Source organism: Occallatibacter savannae, from assembly GCF_003131205.1.
GTDB classification, from domain to species: domain Bacteria; phylum Acidobacteriota; class Terriglobia; order Terriglobales; family Acidobacteriaceae; genus Telmatobacter; species Telmatobacter savannae.
Window position 1 is genome coordinate 458,045 of sequence record NZ_QFFY01000003.1, and the last position, 22,319, is coordinate 480,363.

At 59.5% G+C, this 22,319-nt stretch carries 20 protein-coding genes; 14 read left to right on the forward strand and 6 right to left on the reverse strand.

What is annotated here, in order from left to right; translation table 11 throughout:
* Window positions 1-120: 120 nt before the first annotated feature.
* From DHV10_RS13750 to DHV10_RS13760, 3 genes are all read left to right on the forward strand, one after another.
* A complete protein-coding gene (locus tag DHV10_RS13750) occupies window positions 121-2,730 on the forward strand; it encodes a [protein-PII] uridylyltransferase family protein (protein ID WP_109486934.1) in 2,610 nt (869 codons plus the stop codon).
* Window positions 2,731-2,884: 154 nt separating this feature from the next.
* Entirely contained in the window at window positions 2,885-3,460 is a 576-nt protein-coding gene (gene efp, locus DHV10_RS13755) for an elongation factor P (RefSeq protein ID WP_109486935.1), read from the forward strand.
* A gap of 193 nt (window positions 3,461-3,653) precedes the next feature.
* Entirely contained in the window at window positions 3,654-4,391 is a 738-nt protein-coding gene (locus tag DHV10_RS13760) for a sulfite exporter TauE/SafE family protein (RefSeq protein WP_109486936.1), read from the forward strand.
* 18 nt (window positions 4,392-4,409) lie between these two features.
* On the opposite strand, the gene DHV10_RS13765 is transcribed toward DHV10_RS13760, so the two are convergent.
* Window positions 4,410-4,682, reverse strand: a complete 273-nt coding sequence (locus DHV10_RS13765) for a metal/formaldehyde-sensitive transcriptional repressor (RefSeq protein ID WP_109486937.1) — start codon at window positions 4,680-4,682, stop codon at window positions 4,410-4,412.
* Window positions 4,683-4,781: 99 nt separating this feature from the next.
* Here DHV10_RS13765 and DHV10_RS13770 point away from each other — a divergent pair, with 99 nt between their 5' ends.
* Window positions 4,782-6,257 (forward strand): carbohydrate porin, encoded by a 1,476-nt coding sequence (locus DHV10_RS13770; RefSeq protein WP_109486938.1) that lies wholly within the window; start codon window positions 4,782-4,784, stop codon window positions 6,255-6,257.
* On the opposite strand, the gene DHV10_RS13775 is transcribed toward DHV10_RS13770, so the two are convergent.
* Both DHV10_RS13775 and DHV10_RS13780 read right to left on the reverse strand, forming a co-directional pair.
* Window positions 6,254-7,102 (reverse strand): DUF1003 domain-containing protein, encoded by an 849-nt coding sequence (locus DHV10_RS13775; RefSeq protein WP_109486939.1) that lies wholly within the window; start codon window positions 7,100-7,102, stop codon window positions 6,254-6,256. The genes DHV10_RS13770 and DHV10_RS13775 overlap by 4 nt on opposite strands.
* Entirely contained in the window at window positions 7,099-7,965 is an 867-nt protein-coding gene (locus DHV10_RS13780; RefSeq protein ID WP_109486940.1) for a transporter, read from the reverse strand. Before DHV10_RS13780 ends, DHV10_RS13775 begins: the two co-directional genes overlap by 4 nt.
* 176 nt (window positions 7,966-8,141) lie before the next feature.
* On the opposite strand from DHV10_RS13780, the gene DHV10_RS13785 reads away from it, so the two are divergent.
* Window positions 8,142-9,026 carry an ROK family protein gene (locus DHV10_RS13785; RefSeq protein ID WP_109486941.1) on the forward strand — a complete coding sequence of 295 codons (885 nt, stop codon included), beginning with the start codon at window positions 8,142-8,144 and terminating at the stop codon, window positions 9,024-9,026.
* A gap of 10 nt (window positions 9,027-9,036) precedes the next feature.
* Here DHV10_RS13785 and DHV10_RS13790 read toward each other — a convergent pair whose 3' ends face one another.
* A complete protein-coding gene (locus tag DHV10_RS13790) occupies window positions 9,037-9,441 on the reverse strand; it encodes an FtsB family cell division protein (RefSeq protein ID WP_109486942.1) in 405 nt (134 codons plus the stop codon).
* A gap of 25 nt (window positions 9,442-9,466) precedes the next feature.
* The gene (locus DHV10_RS13795; RefSeq protein ID WP_109486943.1) at window positions 9,467-10,870 is read right to left on the reverse strand and encodes a phosphoglucomutase/phosphomannomutase family protein; all 1,404 of its coding nucleotides are present in this window, start codon (window positions 10,868-10,870) and stop codon (window positions 9,467-9,469) included.
* A gap of 248 nt (window positions 10,871-11,118) precedes the next feature.
* Between DHV10_RS13795 and cutA the strand changes: the two genes are divergently transcribed.
* From cutA to DHV10_RS13815, 5 genes are all read left to right on the forward strand, one after another.
* Window positions 11,119-11,451, forward strand: coding sequence for a divalent-cation tolerance protein CutA (gene cutA / locus DHV10_RS13800; protein WP_109486944.1), 333 nt, complete (start codon window positions 11,119-11,121; stop codon window positions 11,449-11,451).
* A gap of 81 nt (window positions 11,452-11,532) precedes the next feature.
* Window positions 11,533-11,697 carry a hypothetical protein gene (locus DHV10_RS27185; RefSeq protein ID WP_162601517.1) on the forward strand — a complete coding sequence of 55 codons (165 nt, stop codon included), beginning with the start codon at window positions 11,533-11,535 and terminating at the stop codon, window positions 11,695-11,697.
* Between the two features lie 19 nt (window positions 11,698-11,716).
* A complete protein-coding gene (locus DHV10_RS13805) occupies window positions 11,717-12,316 on the forward strand; it encodes a biotin transporter BioY (RefSeq protein ID WP_204101416.1) in 600 nt (199 codons plus the stop codon).
* A 44-nt stretch (window positions 12,317-12,360) separates the two neighbouring features.
* Window positions 12,361-13,233, forward strand: coding sequence for an MqnA/MqnD/SBP family protein (locus DHV10_RS13810; RefSeq protein WP_109486945.1), 873 nt, complete (start codon window positions 12,361-12,363; stop codon window positions 13,231-13,233).
* A 149-nt stretch (window positions 13,234-13,382) separates the two neighbouring features.
* Window positions 13,383-13,910 carry a GGDEF domain-containing protein gene (locus DHV10_RS13815; protein ID WP_109486946.1) on the forward strand — a complete coding sequence of 176 codons (528 nt, stop codon included), beginning with the start codon at window positions 13,383-13,385 and terminating at the stop codon, window positions 13,908-13,910.
* Here the strand turns inward: DHV10_RS13815 and hemW are convergent.
* Window positions 13,907-15,148, reverse strand: a complete 1,242-nt coding sequence (gene hemW / locus DHV10_RS13820) for a radical SAM family heme chaperone HemW (protein WP_109486947.1) — start codon at window positions 15,146-15,148, stop codon at window positions 13,907-13,909. The two genes, DHV10_RS13815 and hemW, sit on opposite strands and share 4 nt — an antisense overlap.
* Window positions 15,149-15,250: 102 nt before the next feature.
* Here hemW and DHV10_RS13825 point away from each other — a divergent pair, with 102 nt between their 5' ends.
* The 4 genes from DHV10_RS13825 to DHV10_RS13840 all read left to right on the forward strand — a co-directional run bounded on the left by DHV10_RS13825 (window position 15,251) and on the right by DHV10_RS13840 (window position 22,254).
* Entirely contained in the window at window positions 15,251-17,431 is a 2,181-nt protein-coding gene (locus DHV10_RS13825) for a beta-galactosidase (protein WP_109486948.1), read from the forward strand.
* A gap of 247 nt (window positions 17,432-17,678) precedes the next feature.
* The gene (locus DHV10_RS13830; RefSeq protein WP_109486949.1) at window positions 17,679-17,999 is read left to right on the forward strand and encodes a hypothetical protein; all 321 of its coding nucleotides are present in this window, start codon (window positions 17,679-17,681) and stop codon (window positions 17,997-17,999) included.
* Window positions 18,000-18,154: 155 nt separating this feature from the next.
* The gene (locus DHV10_RS13835; protein WP_239461641.1) at window positions 18,155-19,915 is read left to right on the forward strand and encodes an NAD-dependent malic enzyme; all 1,761 of its coding nucleotides are present in this window, start codon (window positions 18,155-18,157) and stop codon (window positions 19,913-19,915) included.
* Window positions 19,916-20,007: 92 nt separating this feature from the next.
* Window positions 20,008-22,254, forward strand: coding sequence for a beta-glucosidase family protein (locus DHV10_RS13840; protein ID WP_109486950.1), 2,247 nt, complete (start codon window positions 20,008-20,010; stop codon window positions 22,252-22,254).
* Window positions 22,255-22,319 lie beyond the last annotated feature (65 nt).

Sequence of the window (22,319 nt, forward strand, 5' to 3'; positions counted from 1 at the left end):
GGACACTAGCTGGATATCGATATCGTCGCAATTGACGCGGGTGCGGAGCTGTGACGGACACTACATGGTTTATTCTGGTAAGACATCATTAAGCACGACTTGCCTTCACAATAGACACTCATGACTCCAGTCGCTCTAGCGGTTGACGATCTACGGGATCAGTATCTCCGGGAGATGGCGCTCGTCCGGCAGACCTGCGAGCGGACCGGGGATGGGACCGCGGCGATCCGTCGAAGGTCGGCGGTGGTGGACCGTATCCTCATTGAAATGTGGCGTCGGGCGTTCGCAGGACAGCCTGCCCAGAACGTTGCGCTACTGGCGCTCGGTGGCTACGGACGCAAGGATTTATTCCCTTTCTCGGACATCGACGTGCTGTTTGCGTTTTCGGACGAGAAGACGGAGGAGCAGACCCGAGAGGCTGTCCGTTCGGTGATTCAAGGGATGTGGGACATCGGCCTGCGGGCCAGCCCAACGTCGAGGACAGTGAAGGAAGCAGGGCGGTTCGATCCGGACAATCTCGAGTTCACCCTGGCGACGCTGGATCGGCGATTTCTGGCCGGGCAGTTCCCTCTTTACCAGCAACTGCACCAGACGGTCTTTCCCGGGCTGGTTCTAAGCGAGTGGAACACGATTACCCAGAAGCTGGGAGAGATTGCCCGGGGACGGCACGCGAAGTACGGCAACACCATCTTCCACCTTGAGCCGAATCTGAAGGAGTGCCCCGGTGGGCTGCGGGATTACCACCTGGCTGTCTGGTTTGCGCTGCTCTTCCACCTCAAGGAGACGAAGGAGTGGCCGCGCCAGCGCGGGGGCGTTTTCCAGAGCGCGCGCGGCGATGCCGAGGCGGCGTTCGACTTTCTGGCTGCGGCGCGCTGTTTTCTGCACTTCCGGCATGGACGCGACGACAATACGCTCGACTGGCAGTCGCAGGATGAGGCGGCGGCGAATTCGATTGGGCTGGAGACCCGGGGGACGGCCGATCCGGCGTACTGGATGCGGACCTACTACCGGCATGCGCGCGTGATTTACCGCAGGGCGGCGCTGCTGATGGAGCACTTGCCTGCACCCGTGAGCTTCTACCGGCAGTTCCGGCGGCGGCGAACCCCGATTGCCGGAACGGATTTCATTCTGGATCAGGGCCGTATCGACATCCTCCCTGGAGCGCAGTTCAGCGATACGGCGGCGATTCTGCGGGTGTTCTCGCTGATGGCAACGCACGGGTATGCGCTGTCGCAGGCTGCGGAGGACCGGATCACGGATGCCCTGCCGGCATTGGCGATCCATATCCCCGAGGGGCCGTACCTCTGGAACGCGCTGCGCGAAGTGCTGCTGGGCCCGCATGCTGCACACGCGCTGCGGACCATGCATGCCCTGGGCGTGCTGGAGATGCTGATTCCAGAGTTTCACCTGATTGACGCTCTTGTGATTCGCGACAGCTATCACCGGTATACGGTGGATGAACATACTTTTCTGACTATCGACAACGTGCACAGCCTTCGCCAACCGGCACATGACTACGAGCACAGGCTGGCGCAGCTGTTGCCGGAGATCGACAGGCTGGACCTTTTCCTGCTTTCGCTGTTGCTGCATGACACCGGCAAAGGACGCAGGAGCGGCGAGCATACCGGACAAAGCGTCGAGTTGGCAGACGGCTTCCTCGCACGTCTGGACTTCGATTCTGAAGAGCGAGACCAAGTGTTGAAGCTGATCCGGCTGCATCTGGACATGTCGAATGCGCTGCGCAGAGACATCTTCGATGCGGACAACATTCGAAATTTCGCGGAAAAGGTCGGAAGCCCGGCCCTGCTGAAGATGCTTACGCTAATGACCTATGCGGACATCAAAGCCGTCAATCCGGAAGCGCTGACCCCGTGGAAGGCCGAAAACCTCTGGCAGCTGTATATGGCGACCGCGAATTTCATGGATCGGAGCGTGGATGAGGTTCGATACCATTCGGCAATTGATCCCACGCTGCTAAACCGGATTCGATCGATGGTGCCGTCGAGCCAGTACGACGCGCTCCGGCAGTTCCTGGAAGGGCTCCCCCAGCGCTATCTGCAGACGCGACTGCCGGAACACATCCGGAACCACTTCCAGCTTGCTTTGAATCTCGACAAGAACCCCGTCCAGCTTGACCTCCGACCCCAGCGACAGCTTTTCGATCTGACCGTGATCGTCCGCGATCGCAGCAGGCTATTCGCCGATGTTGCGGGAGCGCTTGCGGCCTGGGGGATGAACATCGTGAAGGCAGGCGCGTTCTCAAATGATGCGGGTGTTGTTGTCGACAGCTTCCAGTTTACGGATGTGTTCAGGACCATTGAGCTGAATCCGAGTGAGAAGGATCGTTTCCTGAGCTACCTCCACGAAGTCGTTGCGCAGAAGGTCCCGGTGGAGCAGATGCTCGATTCGCGCCGCCATACGAGCAGCGGCAGCAATGTGAAGGTAGAAGTTGGAACTCGGCTGCAATTCGATTCGGAATCGTCGAGCCATTCCACGCTTTTGCAGGTGGTGGCGCAGGATGGGCCGGGACTTCTTCGGCAGATTGCGCTTACGCTAAGCCAGCACAAATGCAACATCGAGGTTGCGCTTATCGATACCGAGGGAGAGACCGCAATCGACGTCTTCTACCTGACTGAGAATGGGGCAAAGCTCGGCAGTGATGTACAGAAGGCGCTGGCCGCAGATCTGACCGCGGCGATCGCGGAGTTGCGGACTCCGGCGAATGCGTGAAGCAAGCCGCCAGTCTTCAGCTTTCAGTCACCAGTTCCGCAATACTGCCCAGGCTCAGCGCTCTCAAGACTGGGGCCTTCGGCCTCCGGCACGCTAGCTTCTGCTCGATCAGCCGAGCAATTAGAATCGATGTAACTACGATTGAGGAATTTGCATGGCTGCACTGATTGACGCGATCGATGTGAAGCGAAAGATGTATTTCGAGTTTGAGAACACTCCCTACTACTGCCTGGACGTAGAGGTATCCACGCCGACGGCGCGGGGCGGACAGACACTGGTTCGTCTGAAAATGCGGAATCTGCTGACGCGCGCGGTGTTCGACAAGACGTTCAAGGCCGGCGAGAAATTCAAAGAGCCTGACCTTGAGACTGTCGAAGCTTCGTATCTGTACTCCGACGGGGATGCATCGCATTTCATGGACCAGGAGTCGTTCGAGCAGATCGAGTTGACGCCAGAGAAGCTGGGCGACGCGCAGCTCTTCCTTACCGAGGGAATGATCATCAAGATCGACAAGTTCAATGGAAATCCGATCGGCATTCAGCTTCCGGAGAAGGTTGAACTGAAGGTGGCGTATACCGAGCCTGGCGCCCGCGGCAATACAGCGAGCGGAGCGGTGACGAAACATGCGCGCCTGGAAACGGGGCTTGAGGTCAAAGTGCCGTTCTTCGTGGAAGAAGGCGAGACGGTGAAGATCTACACCGAGACACGGGAGTTCGCGGGGCGGGCGTGAAAAGACAGTTGTCCGTCTTCAGTTGTCAGTTTTCAGTGGTCAGTGGTCAACCTTCAGTTCTGAGCCATTAGTTCTCATTGAAGTGTGAGATTACCTGATTGCCTGTGAGACTGCGGACTGAACGCCTGCAGTCGATTTTTATCTTTCCGCGAGGGGCAAGTACGTACACTGATTCGGCATCTGGTTCCGAGTCATGCCTGAGGCGCTTCGATTTTCGCTCTTAGCTCTGGTTGCGTTCATGGCGGCGCTGCTGGCGGCCGTAACGGGCTTCGGCGGTGCGGCGGTGCTGTTGCCGATGCTGGTATTCGTGTTCGGTGTGCGCGAAGCCATTCCGATCCTCACCGTTGCGCAACTGATTGGGAATGCAAGCCGGGTGTGGTTCAACCGGGGCGAACTGGACTGGCGCGTTGTGGGTTGGTTTTCGCTGGGCGGAGTGCCGATGGCACTGCTGGGCGGAGTGCTCTTCGCACATGCTCCGATGCGCGCGCTCATTCGCGTGCTGGGCGCATTTCTCATCCTCATCGTGGTGATCCGGCATACGCCGAAGATAAAGGCTTTCCGAACGCCTCTTAAAGGATTTGCGCTAATCGGCGCAGGATCCGGCTTTCTTTCCGCGCTTCTGGGAAGCGTTGGACCGCTGATGGCACCGTTCTTCCTGGCTTACGGGCTTGTGAAGGGTGCGTACATTGGAACAGAGGCTCTCTCGACTGTCGTGATGCACGTGACGAAATTGATCGCATACCGGCAATCGTCCGTGCTTCCGATGCATGCCGTAATGAGCGGACTGACGCTCGGGCCCATCATGGCGGCTGGATCATTCGCCGGAAAGAGCGTTGTCGATCGCCTTCCGGAGCGCGTCTTTGTGCTGATCATCGACGCCACTCTCGTCGCCGCAGGGGTGATGTTTCTGGGCGCGTGGGGCAAGGTCTAGAAAGTGCAGCGTTGCCGCTCACTTGAGGTAGGCGCGAACCAGATCGATGAGGTCTTCGGCCAGTTCAGGGGCGATCTGCTCTTTTGCGCCGTCAACGAGGTGGAAGCGGATATGTGTCTCGAGAATTTCAGCCATAAGGCCGTTGATGCCTCCGCGCACAGCGGCCAGCAGCATGAGCTGACCCCCACAATCCTCATCGGAGGTCACGAGACGCTCGACCGCATCAAGTTGGCCGCGCAAACGACGGACCCGCTGGAGAAGCTTGACCTTTTCACGTTCCTGGAGGGACATGGGTATTCCTCTTGAATACATATACCCATCCGGGGTATAGTACATACCGTAACGGGGTATACATATTTCTCTGCTATCTTAGCCCAGACCAAATTCTTTATGTACGTAAACACCAATGTGCTCGGTCTTCTTCTCTGCGCCGCGACGATTGTTCCGGCGGGAGCACAGCATACATCCGCGCCGCCGACATCTTTGTCGGCGTTCCAGGCGAATCCCGGAAGTGCAGATCAGAAGAGCGAGGGCGTCGAACCCAAGGCCCAGACTCCGGAACCGCCACCGGACTCTCCGGCAAGTACGATCTTCCCGCATCCGGAGAATGCGCGTTACTGGATATCCGGGCAGGCCAATGTGATTTTTCAGGGCCGTGTTCCCTTTCACTCGCCCTACGAGGGCCCGGATACCTTTCGCAATTCAGCGGAATACAAGACGTCGATGGTGGAGACGCTGTACACCGCAATCAGGCGGAACCGCTCGACTCGCTACGACACGGATTTCATTCTCGATATCGAGTCTGCTGGAGGGCGTGGACTGAGCGAGGCGCTGGGGCTGGCGGGGTTCACAAATCTTGATGTGGTGCGGAATCCGAATCTGGGCTCGAAGCCATACATCGCGCGGTACGGCATCCACCAGGTAATCGGGCTTACGGAGAAGACCGTGCGCCAGGAAGCCAACATGTTTGCGCCTGCTCCGGAGGTTCCGGAGCGGCGCGTGGAGTTCAGAGCGGGCAAATTGACCCTGCCAGACTTCTTTGACGTGAACTCGGTGGGGTCCGACAGCCATCTGCAGTTCATGAACTGGACTGTAGACAACAACGGTGCGTGGGACTATGCGGCGGACACGCGCGGATATTCCGTGGGTGGGATGGCGGAGTACGACGATCGGGCGTGGAGCATTCGCTACGGGCTGTTTGCGATGCCCACGGTGGCCAACGGGATCGACATGGACTGGGCGTTCAGCAGAGCGCATGCGCAGAACGGAGAGTTCGAAGTGCGCAAGGGCTGGGTGCCGAGTCGGAAAGGCACCTCGCGGGTGCTGTTCTACGCGAATCGCGCTCATATGGGCGTGTATCGCGAGGCAGTGCGTGCGTACCTTTCAGGAGAGGACACGAAGCCGGCTATCACTGCACATGAGCACTACGGCGCTTTGAAGTATGGGTTCGGCTACAACACGGAGCAGGAGCTCACAGCGAATCTGAGGGTCTTCGGAAGATTCGGATGGAACGAGGGGCAACACGAGTCGTTCGCATACACCGAGGTGGACCAGACGGTGGAGGGCGGAGCTGACTACTCCGGCGTCCGCTGGCACAGGCCCCAAGACAAGGCGGCGATCGCGGTGGTGTCGAATGCAATCAAGCGTGATCATCAGAACTATCTCCGCCTCGGCGGGCTCGGCTTTCTGCTCGGCGACGGGCGGTTGAACTACGGGCGAGAGAACATCGTGGAGAGCTACTACACGCTGCACGCCTGGCGAGGTCTGTTCTATTCGCTTGACGTGCAGCACATCAACAACCCCGGGTACAACCGGGATCGTGGGCCGGGGTGGGTGGGATCAGCGCGGGCGCACGTGGATTTCTAATCGCCTGCCTGCGTCGGCACGGGTTTGCCGCGGAGCAGGTCAGAGAGGTCGTCGATTCGCTCATCGAGCAGGTGCATCTTGCGCGAGAGACCCTGGATTTCCATCTCTGCGCGGCGGTTCACTTCGAAGTCAAGTTCGCTGCGGAGGCGGTCCTTCGTGTCCTGACGATTCTGGCTCATCATGATCACCGGCGCCTGAATGGCAGCGAGCATGGACAGGAAGAGGTTCAGCAGGATGAACGGGTACGGGTCCCACGCCCTTTTGTCGAGGAACACGTTCGCTGTGGTGTAGGCAAGGAGCACGATCGCAAAGGTGATGATGAAGGTCCAGGAGCCGCCAAAGCCGGCGACGGCGTCGGCAATGCGTTCGCCGGTGGTCTCCTGCTTCTCGATGATCTCGTTCGGACTGCGCGTGGCGCGCAATCGGACGAGCTGATGCGCAGCATGGTACTGGTGAGCGAGAGTCGTCAGCAGATCCATGCCAGCGTCCGGTTTGCGCAGCATGAGGGTTTGAATATCGTCGCGCGAGATTTCAAGGCAGACGGATTCTTCAAGCGCGGTGGCGTTGGTCTGGTGAGGAGTCTCCTCGAGCATGGACGCGAATCCGAAGAACTGGCCCGGACCGGTTTCATCGACCACGACCTCCTGGTGATCCTCGTCGATCGAGGTGACGCGGACTTTTCCGGACACGGTGACATAGGCCATGCCGACATCGCCTGCCTTGTAGATACGCTGGCGGGCCGCGTAATTCTTGATGTCGACCTGCGAGGCGAGGACAGCAATTTCGTCGTCGTCGAGGAGAGAGAAAAGAGGCACGGTCTTGAGCATTTCGGGTTTGCAGCTCATGGAGTTCTCCGTAGTGGGGAAGCGGTAGGTTCGTTGAATGCGGATTTTATGGTAGCCGGGTGGCGAAGGGGAAAGTCTATTTCGTAGCCAAACTGGCACCCGATTCGTGGGCTGGCGATGTGGGCTCCACCGAGGATTGCAAAGGTGACACTGGTACGCCTGTTCAATGCCCAGGCACCGCCGAGAAGCGCCTGCAACTGATCTTTGCCGAGGCCGTTGTTATCGTCGAGAGCTCCGTAGAGCTCGCCACCGAGGGTAAGGCGCGGGCTAAAGTCGTGCGTGAGAGACAGACCGCCGGTGTAGACGTGGCCGTGTGTGGTCTGGATGCCGAGGACGCCGGTGCTGGTGTTACCGGCGAAGAGGAAGCCGAAGTTCCCGTTGATTCTTGTCTTGTCGGAGATGGCTTCCTGCGCTATCGAGTTCAGTGCGTAGTCGGTGAGCCCTGAGCCCAGAGACTGGCGGTCGTCGCCGGTCGGAAATTCGATATAGAGACTTGAGGAGAGAGAAGGCGCTCGAAGCGGACGCGGAGCCTTGTAGAAGTTCCACTTGATTCCCATGTCGGCGTCACCGTTTCCGTTGGCGGTTTGAGAACCCGGTGCGCGGTAGATCGAGAGCCAGGGGATATCGAAATCGAGTTCCAGGGCATGCGGAAGGCCGTAGTTGACCTTGAAATTGGCGGTGTTCTGGCGAAGGTTAGGATACTGCGCGGATTGCAGGCCATCGTACTCGTTGAAGATCTCGAAGTGAAGGGTGCCCTGGTCAGTGACGTCTGCATTGTCCGTATAGAACGGCATCTGGGCGTAGAGCGGCGCCGCTACGGATGCGAGGACAGCCAGGAGCAGGTGCCGGAGGGGAGGTCGCATGCAGGTTGAGAATTACTATACCGGGCGTGCGATCGGGCTGAATGTAAACGGAGGGTGAAACAGCGCCTTCATCTCGGTTGGGGATGGGGGTGACGGTGTCGTGTGACGCCGAACGCGGGTAAGGAGCCAGCACTCGTACGCTTACAATGGTTGAGATTCTCTGAGGAGCGTGTTTCTTGAGTCCGGATGTTGATCCGTGTGTTCTGGTGTACGACGTTGGCGGAAGCCATATCTCGGCGGCAGTCTGCCGGAGAAATGGGTACAGCCTGGGCACGGTGGTTCGTGCGAATCTGCCGGAAGAGCAGAGCAGCGCGGCGTTCATGGAAGTGCTGCATTCACTGGCGCTGAAGGCGAACGAGGGCAGGGCAGACGTTGAGGGTGCAGAGTTCGCGATGCCGGGGCCGTTCGACTACGAAAAGGGCATCAGCTGGATGGAGCACAAAATGCCTTACCTCTATGGCGTGAACGTGAGTGAGGGGCTGGCGGAACGTCTTGGATGGAAGCCGGAGCAGGTGCGATTTCTGAATGATGCTGCAGCGTATCTGCTGGGAGAAGTAGGGGCGGGCGCGGCCCGAGGAGTGAAGCGGGTGGTGTGCTTCACGCTCGGAACCGGGCTTGGATCGGGTTTTGCTGTGGATGGGCGCGTGGTCACAGAAGGAAAGGGCGTGCCGCCTGGAGGCGAGATCTGGAATGCACCGTATCGAGGAGGAATTGCTGAGGACCAGATTTCAACGCGCGCTATCAAGAAGGCATACCTCGACCGCAAGGGTCAGAATCGCGAGGTGGCGTCGATTGCGCACTATGCGATCGGGGGCGATCCGGACGCGGTGGCGGTGTTCCAGGAGTTTGGGAAGACACTGGGCATCCTGATCAAGGAACTTTTGAGAGACTTTGCGCCGGATGTGGTTGTCCTGGGCGGCGGGATTTCGCGGTCGGCTCCACTCTTTCTGGATGCCGTGAAAGCCGAGCTGAAGGACACGGGAATTGAGGTGCGGATCGCGGAGCTTGGGGACAACGCGCCGCTGGCGGGAGCAGGGGTGGCGTGGTTTACGAAGACTTAGTTTTCGGTTCTCAGCGTTCTTGCCCAGGTGTAGCTGGCTTTTGCTTCACATCCGGAGGCAGGCTGTAGATGACCTCGCCCGGACGGGCGTAGTGGAGTTTTTCGCGGGCTTCGTGCTCGATGGCGTCGGGATCGCTTTTGAGGCGGTCGACGTGCTGCTTGAGGCGTGCGTTTTCGTCCTGTAGCTGCTGAATCTCGTTCTTAAGCTGCTTCTCCTGGCTGCGCTGTCCGTACCAGGTGGAGAGGCCGTGCCGGCCATTGACAACGCTCCACGCGAAGGCGAGCGCGAGCGCGACGGCAAAGACGGTGCCGGCGGGACGCCAGCCCTGCTGAAGCCAGGCGGCGGCCCGCTGAGACAGCGGAAGCGGCTCAGTGGCCGCTTCCTTTTTTGGAGTGAACAGATTTGGGTGTTGCATTTGGCCTCTACTGCGAAATTACGGCTTAGCCCTGGACGAACTTTTCGGCGGCGGAGCGAAGAGCGACCATGTCTTTCTCGTCGCGTGCTTCGGTGTAGGCCCGCACCACCGGCTCAGTGCCGGATAGGCGGAAGCACACCCACGATCCGTCGTCGAGGACCAGCTTGAGACCATCGGTGCGCACAATCTCTTTGACCTTGCGCCCGCCGAGCTCAGTCGGATCCTTCTTCAATTCTTCAGTGAACGCGGCTTTGCGATCCGGGGTCAAGCGGAAGTTCTCTCGAACGGGATAGAAGGAACCAACCTTGGCAAACAGTTCCTTGAGCTGACGTCCGATGCTCTTGCCGCGCGCGGCGACCATCTCGGTGACGAGGAGGCCGGCGATGATGCCGTCCTTCTCGGGAACGTGGCCGCGGATCGTGAGGCCGGCAGACTCTTCGCCACCGATCGCGATCTTGTCGGCGATGATGAGCTCGCCAATGTATTTGAAGCCGACTGGAGTCTCGTAGAGCGGAACCTTGTGATAGTCCGCGAGCGCGTTGATGAGGTTGGTGGTGGCGACGCTTTTGGCCACGCCGTTCTTCCAGCCGCGAGTTTCGACGAGGTAGTCGAAGAGGAGCGCGATGACGTAGTTGGGCTGAATGAAGGTGCCGTCTTCGTCAACGATGCCGAAGCGGTCTGCGTCGCCATCGGTGGCGATGCCGATCTTCGCGCCGATCTCCTTCATCTTGTTCTTGCAGGTGTCGAGGAGGTGGTCGTCAGGCTCTGGAGCGTGTCCGCCGAAGAGGACGTCGCGGTAATCGTGCACGGTGGCGACTTCGACTCCGGCTTCGCGGAGGAGGTGGCAACTATAGCCGCGGCCTGCTCCCCAGAAGGGGTCGTAGACGACCTTGATGTGCGATTTCGCGATCGTCTTAAGGTCGACGAGTTCACTGAGGCGATGCAAGAAGCCGGGCTTGACGTCGGCGGTCTCGAAGCCGCCGGCCGGGGGCTCAGCATGCGGGATCTTGCCTTCCGTATTCGCATAGATAGCGGCTTCGATCTGCTTTGTGACCTCGGGAAGTGCCGGTGCGCCGTCGTGGGTGGAGAATTTGATGCCGTTGTACTCCGGCGGATTGTGCGAGGCCGTGAAGTTGATGGCTCCGGAGGTCTTGAGGGCACGAACTGCCTGCGAGATGGCCGGGGTGGGTGCGGCATCGGGAATGACGATGGGCGTAATGCCGGCTCCGGCGAGAACCTTCGCGGCCTCGGCTACGAAGGACTCCCCGAGGAAGCGCGGGTCTCGGCCGACCAGGACGCGGTGTGGTGAGGGCTGGGTTTTGACGTAAGCGGCGATGCCTGCAACGGCCAGGCGAATGTTGGCCAACGTAAATTCGTCGGCAACGATGGCCCTCCATCCGGAGGTGCCGAACTTGATTACGGAACTCATGGAAGCGTTCTCCTGACTCGTTTTCCTGGACGGCTCTGGGCCGTGGATGTTGCGAAGACTAAGATGCGAGCCGCAAGCAACATACTGCAACACGGGATTGAAGTCGGCAAGTTGGGGTCCGGCGCTGAGGAAGGGCCCAGGATGATTACGTTGGGGCGGTCAGCTTGATTCATCAGGCGAAATTTGTGAAGTGGGCGGCGCGGCTTTGTCCGTACACTGGACCATAGATCGACCGGAGAGAGAAAGAAATGCAAGAAAACAGCCCGCAGGCACGGATTGTCCTGACCACCGAAAGCACCCTGGAAGAAGCGAACAAGCTGGGACGCACGCTGGTGGAGGAGCGGCTGGTAGCGTGCGCGACACTGCTGCCCGTGGTGCAGTCGATCTACCACTGGAACGCCCAGATCCAGTCGGCGCCTGAGACGATGGTGCTGCTGAAGACGAGCACGGAAAAGCTGGATGCGCTGGAGAAGCGGCTGAAGGAGTTGCACAGCTATCGGCTTCCCGAGTTCCTGGTCATCCCGGTCGAGAGCGGGAGTGCCGCTTACCTGGAGTGGATGTTCGGGACATTAGCGAAGTAGCGCCCGGCGCAACGACGGATGTGCCACACGCCTTGCGCGTGGGTGACGCGATTCCTGTCTGATATTCTGAGCTCGGTTGTGATGCGCTGGTTACTGATTGCGCTTCTGGTTTCTTTGGGAGGTCTGCTTCTGGCAGCCGCTGGTGTCGCCCGTCATGTCTGGGTTCACCGCAAGCAGTTGAAACAAAAGCAACTGCAAAGCGATGTAGTTGTCGTGGGCGCTCCGGAAGAATCGGACTTGAGCTGAGAACGTTAAGGATAACAACGTGGAAAATAGACTTCCGATAGTTTCTGAGACGGCTCATTCTGCCGCCGCCACCGGGCTGCGCACCGCAGGAGTGATTCTGGGTGGTAGCGCATTCGTCGCCGTATGCTCTCACATCTCGATTCCGCTGTGGTTTACGCCGGTACCGCTGACCCTTCAACCGTTCGCTGTGCTGCTGGTGGGGCTGATGCTGAGTCCGAGAGTGGCGGCAGCGACGCTCGGCGCGTATCTGCTGGAAGGTGCGGCTGGATTGCCGGTGTTTGCTCCTGGGTTCACTCTCGGGGCTGGAATGGCGCACCTGCTGGGGCCGACCGGCGGGTACCTGATGTCGTATCCGGCGGCGGCAGCACTCGTAAGCTGGATGCGTTCGAACGTGGGGCGAGGGTTCGGGGGCGCGGCACTGAGTGCGGCATCAGGCAATGCTGTGATTCTGCTGTGCGGGTTTGCGTGGCTGGCGAGGTGGACGCATGCTGCCGCTGGACCAGCGTTTGCGCTGGCGGTACTTCCCTTCCTGCCGGGAGACGCGCTAAAGGTCGTGGCGGCAGCGGGCATTGCCCGAGGCTGGGATCGCATTCGACGGGATCGATATACGTATCCTTAGAGAGACGGGCAAAGAGAAGTTTGCCGAAAGGATTTTTGTCTTAAGTGAGCACTGAGAGTTCTGCACCTACTGTTTCCAACTCTGTACGGGAAATTTCGATTGCGCACAGTCCGGACTCGGACGACGCATTCATGTTCTATGGCCTGGCAACGAACAAGGTTCGAGTGCCGGGGTACAAGTTCACGCACACTCTGACTGATATTGAGACACTGAATCGCAAGGCGCTGAACGAGGCGTTCTACGACGTCACGGCAATCAGCTTTCATGCTTATCCCTACCTGCAGGACAACTACGCGTTGATGGGTTGTGGCGGCAGCGTTGGCGAGGGCTACGGGCCGATGGTGATCGCGCCTCGTCAGATTTCGCCGGAGCATCTGCGGCGGATCCGGGTGGCGGTGCCGGGAACGCTTACGACTGCTTACCTGGCCCTGAAGATCTTCGATCCGGAGATTGAGACGGAGGTCGTTCCCTTCGACCAGATCATCCCCCAAGTGCTGGCGGGTAAGTACGAGGCTGGCCTCATTATCCATGAGGGACAGCTCACCTATAACAGGAGCGGGTTGCACAAGATCATCGATCTGGGCGTGTGGTGGCGCGAAACGACAAAGCTCGTGCTTCCGCTGGGAGGTAACGCAATCCGGCGGTCGCTGGGATCTGAGGCGCACAGGATCATCTCGAAGGCGCTGCGCGACAGCATCCAGCACGGTCTGGATCACCGCGAGCAGGCGCTGGAGTATGCGATGCAGTTCGCCCGTGACTTGGATACGGGTCTGGCGAGCCGGTTCGTCAGCATGTACGTGAACGAACGGACGCTCGATTACGGAGCGGATGGGCGCGAAGCGATCCGGAAGCTGTTGGAGATGGGACACGAGCGCGGAATTATCTCCATGCAGCCAAAGGTCGAGTTCGTGGACTGAGTGTGTTCCGTTGTGAGACAGAGATCCGGGGCTTCGGCCCCGGATTTTTCATGAGGCAAGAACCGACTCGACCCGAATGCGGCTGTCCTACCCGGACGCGGCTAAAAGGCCTTCGACGGATGCCGATGTACTGAGGATGGAGGACACCCATGCTGCTGAGCCGCGATGAACTGATCCGAACCGCGTTTCGTGAGACAGACCGGGCTCAGCGGATGAAGACAGCGCTCTCAATCATCTTGTGCGGAATCGATGGGTTAATGCGCGGGAGAACCGCACTCGACGAGCGGAAACTGGTGCTGGTGGAAGAGCAATTGTCCGCGAGAGTGCTGCGGGTGCTGCGCTGCTACGATGCGGCGGGTTGGTATGGCCCTGAGGTGCTTGGACTGATACTTCCGGGGTGCAACAGCTTCAGTGCATTTGCGATGGCGGAGCGACTCAACTCTGTTGTCTTCGGGGCGGAGTTTAGAGCAGGCGATGAGGATTTGGTTTTGACCGCCTGCTTTGGCGTTGCCGGAAGCGGCGGTCGATCGCCGCTAGTGGTCATGCGAAACGCGGAAGCTGCGTTGAACAAAGCAAAAGAAATCGGACAGGGCGCGATTGAGCGCAGTTCCTACGATGCTGAGCCTGATCCTGCAACCCTCCGGATGCCGATCATGAATGAGCTGAGCAGCTTCTAGCGTGCGGCAGAGGCGTGCTCCGCTCCGGCTTGCTCAAGGAACTCCTGGAAGACGTCATTGGAGAGCAGGCGTCCCTGTGGAGTGAGGCGAACAACCGGGCCTGCGCTAGTGAGAAGACCTCGGGCGGCCAGTCGCGTCACGATCTCAAGAGAACGCGCAAGGCGGTGATGGCCGAATTCACGACGGAGAGCGGCGATAGAGACGCCCTCGTTGAGGCGAAGTCCGAGAAACCATGCTTCCTCGTGCTGGCGATCGGGAGATAGCCAGGCGGTCTCGGACGGCTGGGAGCCTGCGATATAGCCGTTCAGATCGTCTGCGGTGGTGGAGCGCAGGACGTAGGCGGATTCGTCTGACTCGGCCAGCGAAGTTGACTCGCGAAGCATGGAGGAAGCGTCGAGGCCGAGACCGAGGTAGGGACGACGCTGCCAGTATCGGAGGTTGTGGCTCGACTCGTGACCGCTGCGGGCGAAGTTGGAGATCTCGTATTGAACGAGACCGGCGTCATTGAACGCTTCGATGGCGTACTCGTACATGCGGGCGATGGTGTCGTCTGTGGGGACGACGTCGGCGTGATAGCGAGCGCCGCCGGACAGCAGTTCCCTGCCAAGGCGGGATTCATCGTCGACCTCGAGCATGTAAACGCTGGCGTGCGGCACGCCGGTCGAGATCAGGGTGGAGACTGATTCCACCCAGGAGGCGAAGGTTTGTCCCGGCAGGCCGGCAATGAGATCGAGGTTGAGATTGCGAATGCCCGCAGAGCGGAGGCGGACCAGATCGTTAAGGACGATTTGCCGGGTGTGAAGGCGGCCACTCTGACGCGCCTCGGAATCAATGAAGGACTGGACGCCGAGGCTGATGCGGTTCACTCCTGCACGGACGAAAGCGGCCAGCGTGTCGTCTGAAAGCTGCCCGGGAGCGCACTCTACCGTGATTTCACTTTCGGGGCTCAGAGAGAATTCAGTACGGATTGCGTGGAAAAGCTGATCGACGAACTCAGACTCGAGAAGACTGGGAGTACCACCTCCGAGATAGATGGTGTCCACGGCTTCGGGCAGGTGCGCACCCAGGCTTTCGCTCCATGTACGAGCCTGGCGCATCTCTGCGATGAGACGCTGTACATACCGCGCGTGTTCATGCGCGGGAAATACACCCGAAGCAAAATTACAGTACGTACATTTGGAGCGGCAGAACGGGATCGAGATGTAGAGGCCAAGCTGGTCGGAGCCGGGAACTGCCATGTCTCAATTCTTTCATGTCTCGTGTTGCTCATCTTCGAGTAGACGTGTTTTGATAATCCTTCCTCTTGAACAGGCAGCCCGATCAACTCGAAAGGCAGGATTATGGAGTCCAAAAGAAAACGCTTTCAATCCGCGGTGCTTGCTGCCGGTCTGGTTGCCTGCGCGGCGAGTGCTCAGCAGAGTAATCCGAAGCCGAGAGCGGAGGCGCAGAAGACCCTTGAGTTCCCTACCGTGCTCTACGGCGCGGCTTATTACAACGAGTACGAGCCCGGAGACCAGGACGAGCGTCTGACGAAAGACGTCGAATTGATGAAGGCGGCGGGCTTGAACGTGGTGCGCATGGGCGAGTCGACCTGGAGCTTGTGGGAGCCGGAGGACGGCAAGTTCGAGTACGCGTGGATGGACCATATCGTCGAAGCGATGGGCAAGGCTGGGATCAAGGTGATCCTCGGGACGCCGACCTATTCAATTCCAGCCTGGATGGCGCATCAACATCCGGAGATTCTTGCCGACCGTATTCCGCCCGGGCAGTTTGGCGGCAAGGCGGTGGCGGGCATCTACGGCATGCGGCAAAACATGGATACCGATTCGCCCGCGTACCGTTTCTATGCGGAGCGGCTGATACGGCACATCGTTGCACACTACAAGGACAATCCGACGGTGATCGGCTGGCAGCTTGATAACGAAACAGCGAGCTATGACGCAGCAAATCGCGATGTGTTCATCGGATTCCAGCACTATCTTGAGAAGAAGTTTCACAGTCCCGAGGAGCTGAGCAAGGCGTGGTTCCTCAATTACTGGGGCGAGAATCTGCACACATGGGAGGACCTGCCCACTCGCGAAGGCGCCCAGAGCACCGGATACAAATTGGAGTGGTCGCGCTGGAGCCAGATGCGCGTGACGGATTTTCTGCACTGGCAGGCCGCGTTGGTCCGCGAATGCGCCGGTGTGGCGCAGTTCGTAACCACAGACTACGGCGGCATGATGAAACGCGACGTCAATGAGAATGCCATCGCTGATTCGCTCGACGTGGTCGCCGACAACATCTACCACATGGTCCCGCAGGATCGCTTCGACGGGGCGACGCAATCCATCCAGGGAGACTTCTCGCGTTCGTTGAAACACGCAAACTACCTGGTGACGGAGACCAACGCGCAATCGACGGACTGGAGTTCCGCGTTCCAATACCCGCCCTATGACGGTCAGCTCCGGCAGAACGTGTACACGCACCTCTCCAATGGCGCCAACATGGTGGAGTACTGGCACTGGGCCTCGATCCATGGCGGCCAGGAGACGTACTGGAAGGGTGTGCTGTCGCACGATCTCGAGCCGAACCGCGTGTACGCCGAGTTCTCGAAGACGGCTCACGAACTCGAAAAGATAGGCCCGCACCTGGTAGGCCTGAAGATCAAGAATGACGTTGCCATTCTGTGGAGCAGGGACTCGGCAAATGGCATCGGGTTTATGCCGTTTACGGCGTCGGGGCCGCAGTGGAGCTTCGCCGGCCCGGTGGCCGACTACACGTCTCTGGTGGCGCAGATTCATCGCGCACTGTACGACATGAATGTGGGCACGGATTTCGTGTTTCCGGAGACGGAGGATTTCTCCGCATACAAGGTGCTGATTGTGCCGGCGCTCTACATCGCCGACGATGCGCTACTGCAGCGCATTTCGGATTACGTGAAGAACGGCGGCCACGTAGTAATGACCTTCAAGAGCGGATTTGCAAATGAGAACTCAGCAGTCCGATGGGTGAGGGCGCCGGGGCCGCTGCGGGAGGCTGCAGGATTCAGCTACCAGGAGTTTTCGAATCTGGAGAAGCCGCTGGCTCTGAAGGGCGATCCATTCAATGCCAGTGCTGACAACAAGGTGAGCTACTGGGCCGAATTCCTGATGCCGGATCACGCCAAGGCGCTGGCAACCTACGATCATCCGTTCTTTGGCAAGTGGCCGGCGATTACGGAAAACCAGTTTGGGACTGGGACCCTGGTATATGAGGGGACCTACCTGTCGGACGCGCTGCAGAAGGCTGTGCTGAAGCGGACGCTGGATGCCGCGGGGTTGACCGGACCGGATCAGCAACTGACTCCAGGTGTTCACACGGCGCATGGAGTGAATCGCTTGGGCAAGCGGGTTCACTACTATTTCAACTATTCGTCAGCGGAGGTAAGGCCCGTGTACGCGCACGAAGCGGGAACGAATCTGCTGGACGGAAAGGCGGTGGCGAGGAGTTCCGCCCTGGTGCTTGCGCCGTGGGATGTCGCGATCGTTGAGGAGAAATAAGGCCCAAGTTTTCGGCGCGCCTGAGGGAGCCCGGAGTAGAGGCGGCTCATTTTACTCCTTCCGAACGAAGGTCGGAGAGGCGGAAAACACGCAAGCTATCTGTTTGATTTTATTGAACTTTTAGTTTTTCGGAGACGTCGCAACCGGACCAATGTTCGTGCAACCTTGGGTAGAAAGGGCGGCATCCCACGATGACAGCCAGCGTTACGTACGCGTAAGAGGTGCAGCGCGGCCAAGGAGCAGTTGTATGGCAAACACACAAGGCTCACAAGGAACGGGATCCAGCAGCGGAATGAAGAGCGATCGCGATCGTGACATGACCCAGCAGAGCGGCAGCGGCCAGCACTCACAGCAGAGTGGAAAGATGACGGACGCGAACGAGCGTCAGGGCAGCGGCCGAAGCGGGAGCAATCAGTCAGGCAGTGGAAGCAGCCAGTCGGGTAGTGGAAGCAGTTCGCAGCACTCCGGTAGCGGGACCAGCAACCCGAACCCCTCGAAGGGGAACACGGGAACGAGCGGCGGGCAGTATTCCGGCGGCTCGGGCGGCACTGGCGGCAACGATCGTTGATTCGTCTCTGAATTGAATGTGAAAAAGGCCCACGGCTTCGAGGAGCGTGGGCCTTTGTGCGTTGCGGTCACTGAAGTTGCATGTGCAGGCGTCACATGCTGCGACGATTGAGTTCGCTATGATCGCTGTTGCTGCTGCCTTCGGGAGATGTAACTGTGAAGAATTCCTCCGAACCGAACTCTGCTCAATTCTCTATTCAACATCCCGCTCACAATCGCAATGTGATTCGCACCAGACTGCAAGGTGCGGACCTGCTGTTCAACTCGCGATTGAACAAAGGGACGGCATTCAGCGAGCACGAGAGGGATGTCTTCGGACTCCACGGTTTATTGCCGCCGCACATTGGAACGCTCGAAGATCAGCGCGAGCGGCGCAAGCGCGTGCTGGACTCGCGCGATACGGCATTCGGCAAGTACAGCAACATGCGCGATCTGCAGGACAACAACGAGATACTGTTTTACTCGATAATCGAGCACTACACTGAGGAGCTGCTGCCGGTTGTTTACACGCCGGCAGTGGGCGAGGGTTGTCAGCGATTCTCAGAGATCTGGCGGCAGCCGCGCGGACTGTTTATCAGCTATCCGAATCGCGACAGGATCGAACAAATTCTGGCCGACAAGCGCTACGACGATGTGCGCTGCATCGTGGTGAGCGATGGGGAGCGCATCCTTGGCCTGGGCGATCAGGGTGCCGGCGGGATGGGCATTCCGATTGGCAAGATGGCGCTGTATACCGCGCTGGGCGGAATCCCGCCGGAGCACTGCCTGCCAATCCTGCTCGATGCGGGAACCGACAACGAGGAACTCCTGCAGGACCCGATCTACATAGGTTGGCAGCATCATCGCATTCGCGGGCAGGAGTACGACGATTTCGTCGAGGCGTTTGTGTCGGCGGTAGAGAAGCGGTGGCCGCATATTCTGCTGCAATGGGAAGACTTCGCGGGGGCGAACGCTGCGAGACTGCTGGAGCGCTACCGCGACCGCCTCTGCACGTTCAACGACGATATCCAGGGAACAGCCGCAGTGACGACAGCGACCCTGCTCGCTGCCGTACACGCGACCGGCGTGCCGCTCGCGAAGCAGACCATCGCGATGTTCGGTGCCGGAGCTGCGGGAGTGGGCATCATCGATCTGCTGATTACCGCGATGAAGGAAGAAGGCCTGAGCGACAGAGAAGCGCGAAGCCGGATCTATGCCTTCAATCGCTACGGGTTGCTCGCGGAGGGCGCGCGCGGCGTAAAGGAAAGCCAGATGCCTCTGATGCGGAGCCGGGCGGACATCGCCGGGTGGAAGCTCGATGGCAGCGCAGACGTTTCTCTCCTGGATGTGGTGCGCAACGCGAATGTGACGGTGCTCGCCGGCGTCTCGGCACAGGCGGGCGCTTTTACGGAAGAGATCGTGCGTGAGATGGCGCGGCACACGGAGCGGCCGATCATCTTTCCGCTGTCGAATCCTACGTCGAAAGCGGAAGCGACGCCTGCCGATCTGCTGCGCTGGACGGAAGGGCGGGCGCTCGTGGGCACGGGAAGTCCCTTTCCGCCCATTGAGATCAATGGAAGAAAGACGAGGGTCTCGCAGGTAAATAACTCATTCATCTTCCCTGGGCTGGCTCTCGGGATTCTCGTTTCTCAGGCAAGTCGAGTCACAGACGGCATGATCATGGCAGCCGCGAAGGCACTCGCCGGCCTCTCTCCTTCGCGAACTGACAGCAGCGCACCGCTCCTGCCCGCAGTGGGAGAGTCGCGCAACGTTGCGATGGTGGTCTCAAAAGCAGTGATTCACCAGGCCATGGCGGACGGGGTTGCGAACATCAAGGGTGATGGGGACCCGCAAACGCTGATTAATGAGTATGTTTGGAATCCCGTTTACTTACCATACGAGCGCGTGGAGCTATCGCGCTCGACGGACACTGCCTAGCTGGACCGGCTCCGAAGGACACGGCGAGTGGCCGGTCTTTGTTGGTAGTATGGTGTGCGTCCAAGATGAATCGTTTTACCAATGAGGGAACTATGAAGCATAAAGCCTTCCGCGCCGGCCTTGCGGCTCCGGCGATTTTGTTTTTGAGTCTGGCATTCATGCAGTTAGGAGCGGCTCAGCGTCCGCAGCAGAAGCCTCATCCCACCGGCCCGTGGATGAACACGAGTCTCTCGCCCGATGAGCGCGCGGATTTGGTGATGAAAGAGATGACGCCCGACGAGAAGGTCGCGCTGCTACACGGCGTGGGTATGCCGACAGACGATCCGGTTACTCCCGAGAATGCGCCTTCAAACCGCGGCGTCGGCTACACGGTTGGCGTTCCCCGGCTCGGCATTCCAGGTATTGACATGAGCGATGCCGCGTACGGCGTTCGCTCCAGCGGGGTCAACGGACGCTACTCTACTGCGCTTCCTGCGAACGTGGCCGCTGCGTCAAGCTGGGATCCCGAGGCGGCGTATGAGTACGGAGCGCTGATCGGCCGTGAACTCCGTGCCCAGGGCTTCAATATGTCGCTCGGCGGCGGCGTCAACCTGACACGCGATCCTCGCAACGGGCGCACGTTCGAGTACCTGGGCGAAGACCCGGTGCTGGCCGGAACGCTGGTGGCGCGGCTCATCCAGGGCACGCAGTCAGCTAACGTGATCGGCGACATCAAGCACTATGCACTGAACGATCAGGAGAGTGGCCGCAACGCCGTGAACATCCACATCAGCAAGCGCGCAGCACGCGAGAGCGATCTGCTCGCCTTTGAGATAGGCGTAGAGAAGGGACAGCCCGGCGCGGTGATGTGCTCGTACAACCGTGTGAACGGAGACTTCGCCTGCGAGAACCAGTGGCTCCTCACCGATGTCCTGAAAAAGGCATGGAAGTTCCCGGGCTTTGTGCTGTCTGACTGGGGTGGAACGCACAGCGACGTGAAGGCATCCGCGGCAGGACTCGATAACGAGCAGCCGGGGCGCTTTTTCTACGAGAAGCGGTTCAAGGATGCGCTCGACGCCGGAAAGATTCCGCAGAGCGAACTCGACGATCACGTGCACCGAATCCTTCGCACGATGTTTGCGCAAGGTCTGGTGGATCATCCACGGCAGCGGTCGGTGATCGATCCATTTGCCGGGTTCGAGACGGCACGGAAGATCGAAGAGAGCGGAATCGTCCTGCTGAAGAATGAGAAGGCTGCGCTGCCGCTGAGCGCCGCAAAGCTGAAGACCATTGCCGTAATCGGATCGCACTCGGATGTGGGCATGATATCCGGCGGCGGTTCGGCGCAGGTTGATCCGATCGGCGGAAACGCCATCAAGGCGGCGGGGCAGGGCGCAACCCACTGGATGGAAGAGATCTGGTTCCCCACATCGCCGCTGAAGGCGATCCAGGCTCGTGCTCCTCATGCAACGGTGAAGTACGATGCGGGCACCGATCCCGCTGCTGCGTCCGCTGCCGCGAAGGGCGCTGACGTTGCGATTGTGTTCGCGTATCGCTGGGCAAGTGAGGGAATGGATCTGAAGGATCTTTCGCTCCCTCATAATCAGGACGCGATTATCTCTGCGGTGGCTTCTGCCAATCCCCATACCGTTGTTGTTCTTGAGACGGGAAACCCGGTTACGATGCCGTGGGTGGACAAGGCATCGGCCATTCTCGAAGCGTGGTTCGCGGGGAGCGACGGCGCGGATGCAGTTGGCAATGTGCTGTTCGGAACCGTGAACCCGAGCGGCAAGCTGGTGAACACCTTCCCGAAGAGCGAAGGGGATTTGCCGCATCCGACCATCACGATGCCGCCGAAAGAATCGACTGGTTTCGACGGTGCCGCTACTCCGGAAAAGTGGGCGGCTGGGCTGCCTCCATTCGAGGTCACTTACGATGAGGGCGTGAAGGTCGGGTACAAGTGGTATGACGCGGAGGACAAGAAGCCGCTTTTCCCCTTCGGTTTTGGACTTTCGTATACGACGTATCGCTACTCCGGGTTGCAGGTAACGCCGGGCGAGAAGACCAAGGTGACATTCACCATCACGAACACCGGGTCTCGTGAAGGTGCGGAGATCGCGGAAGTCTACGCGGGCCTGCCTGCCGCTGCGCAGGAACCACCAAAGAGACTCGTCGGCTTTACTCGTGTGAAGCTCAACCCCGGCGAGAAGAAGACCGTGAGCGTAGAGATCGAGCCAAAGTATCTGTCGATCTTCGATGAGCAGAAGGACGACTGGTCACTGCTGCCGGGCGACTACACGATCATGGTTGGCGGATCATCGGATAATCTGCCGCTGAAGGGGAACGTCAATCTGAAGTAGACGGATCACAGCAATCAACATCATTCCCCGGTCCCCGAAAGCGATGGGACCGGGGGCACCCACCG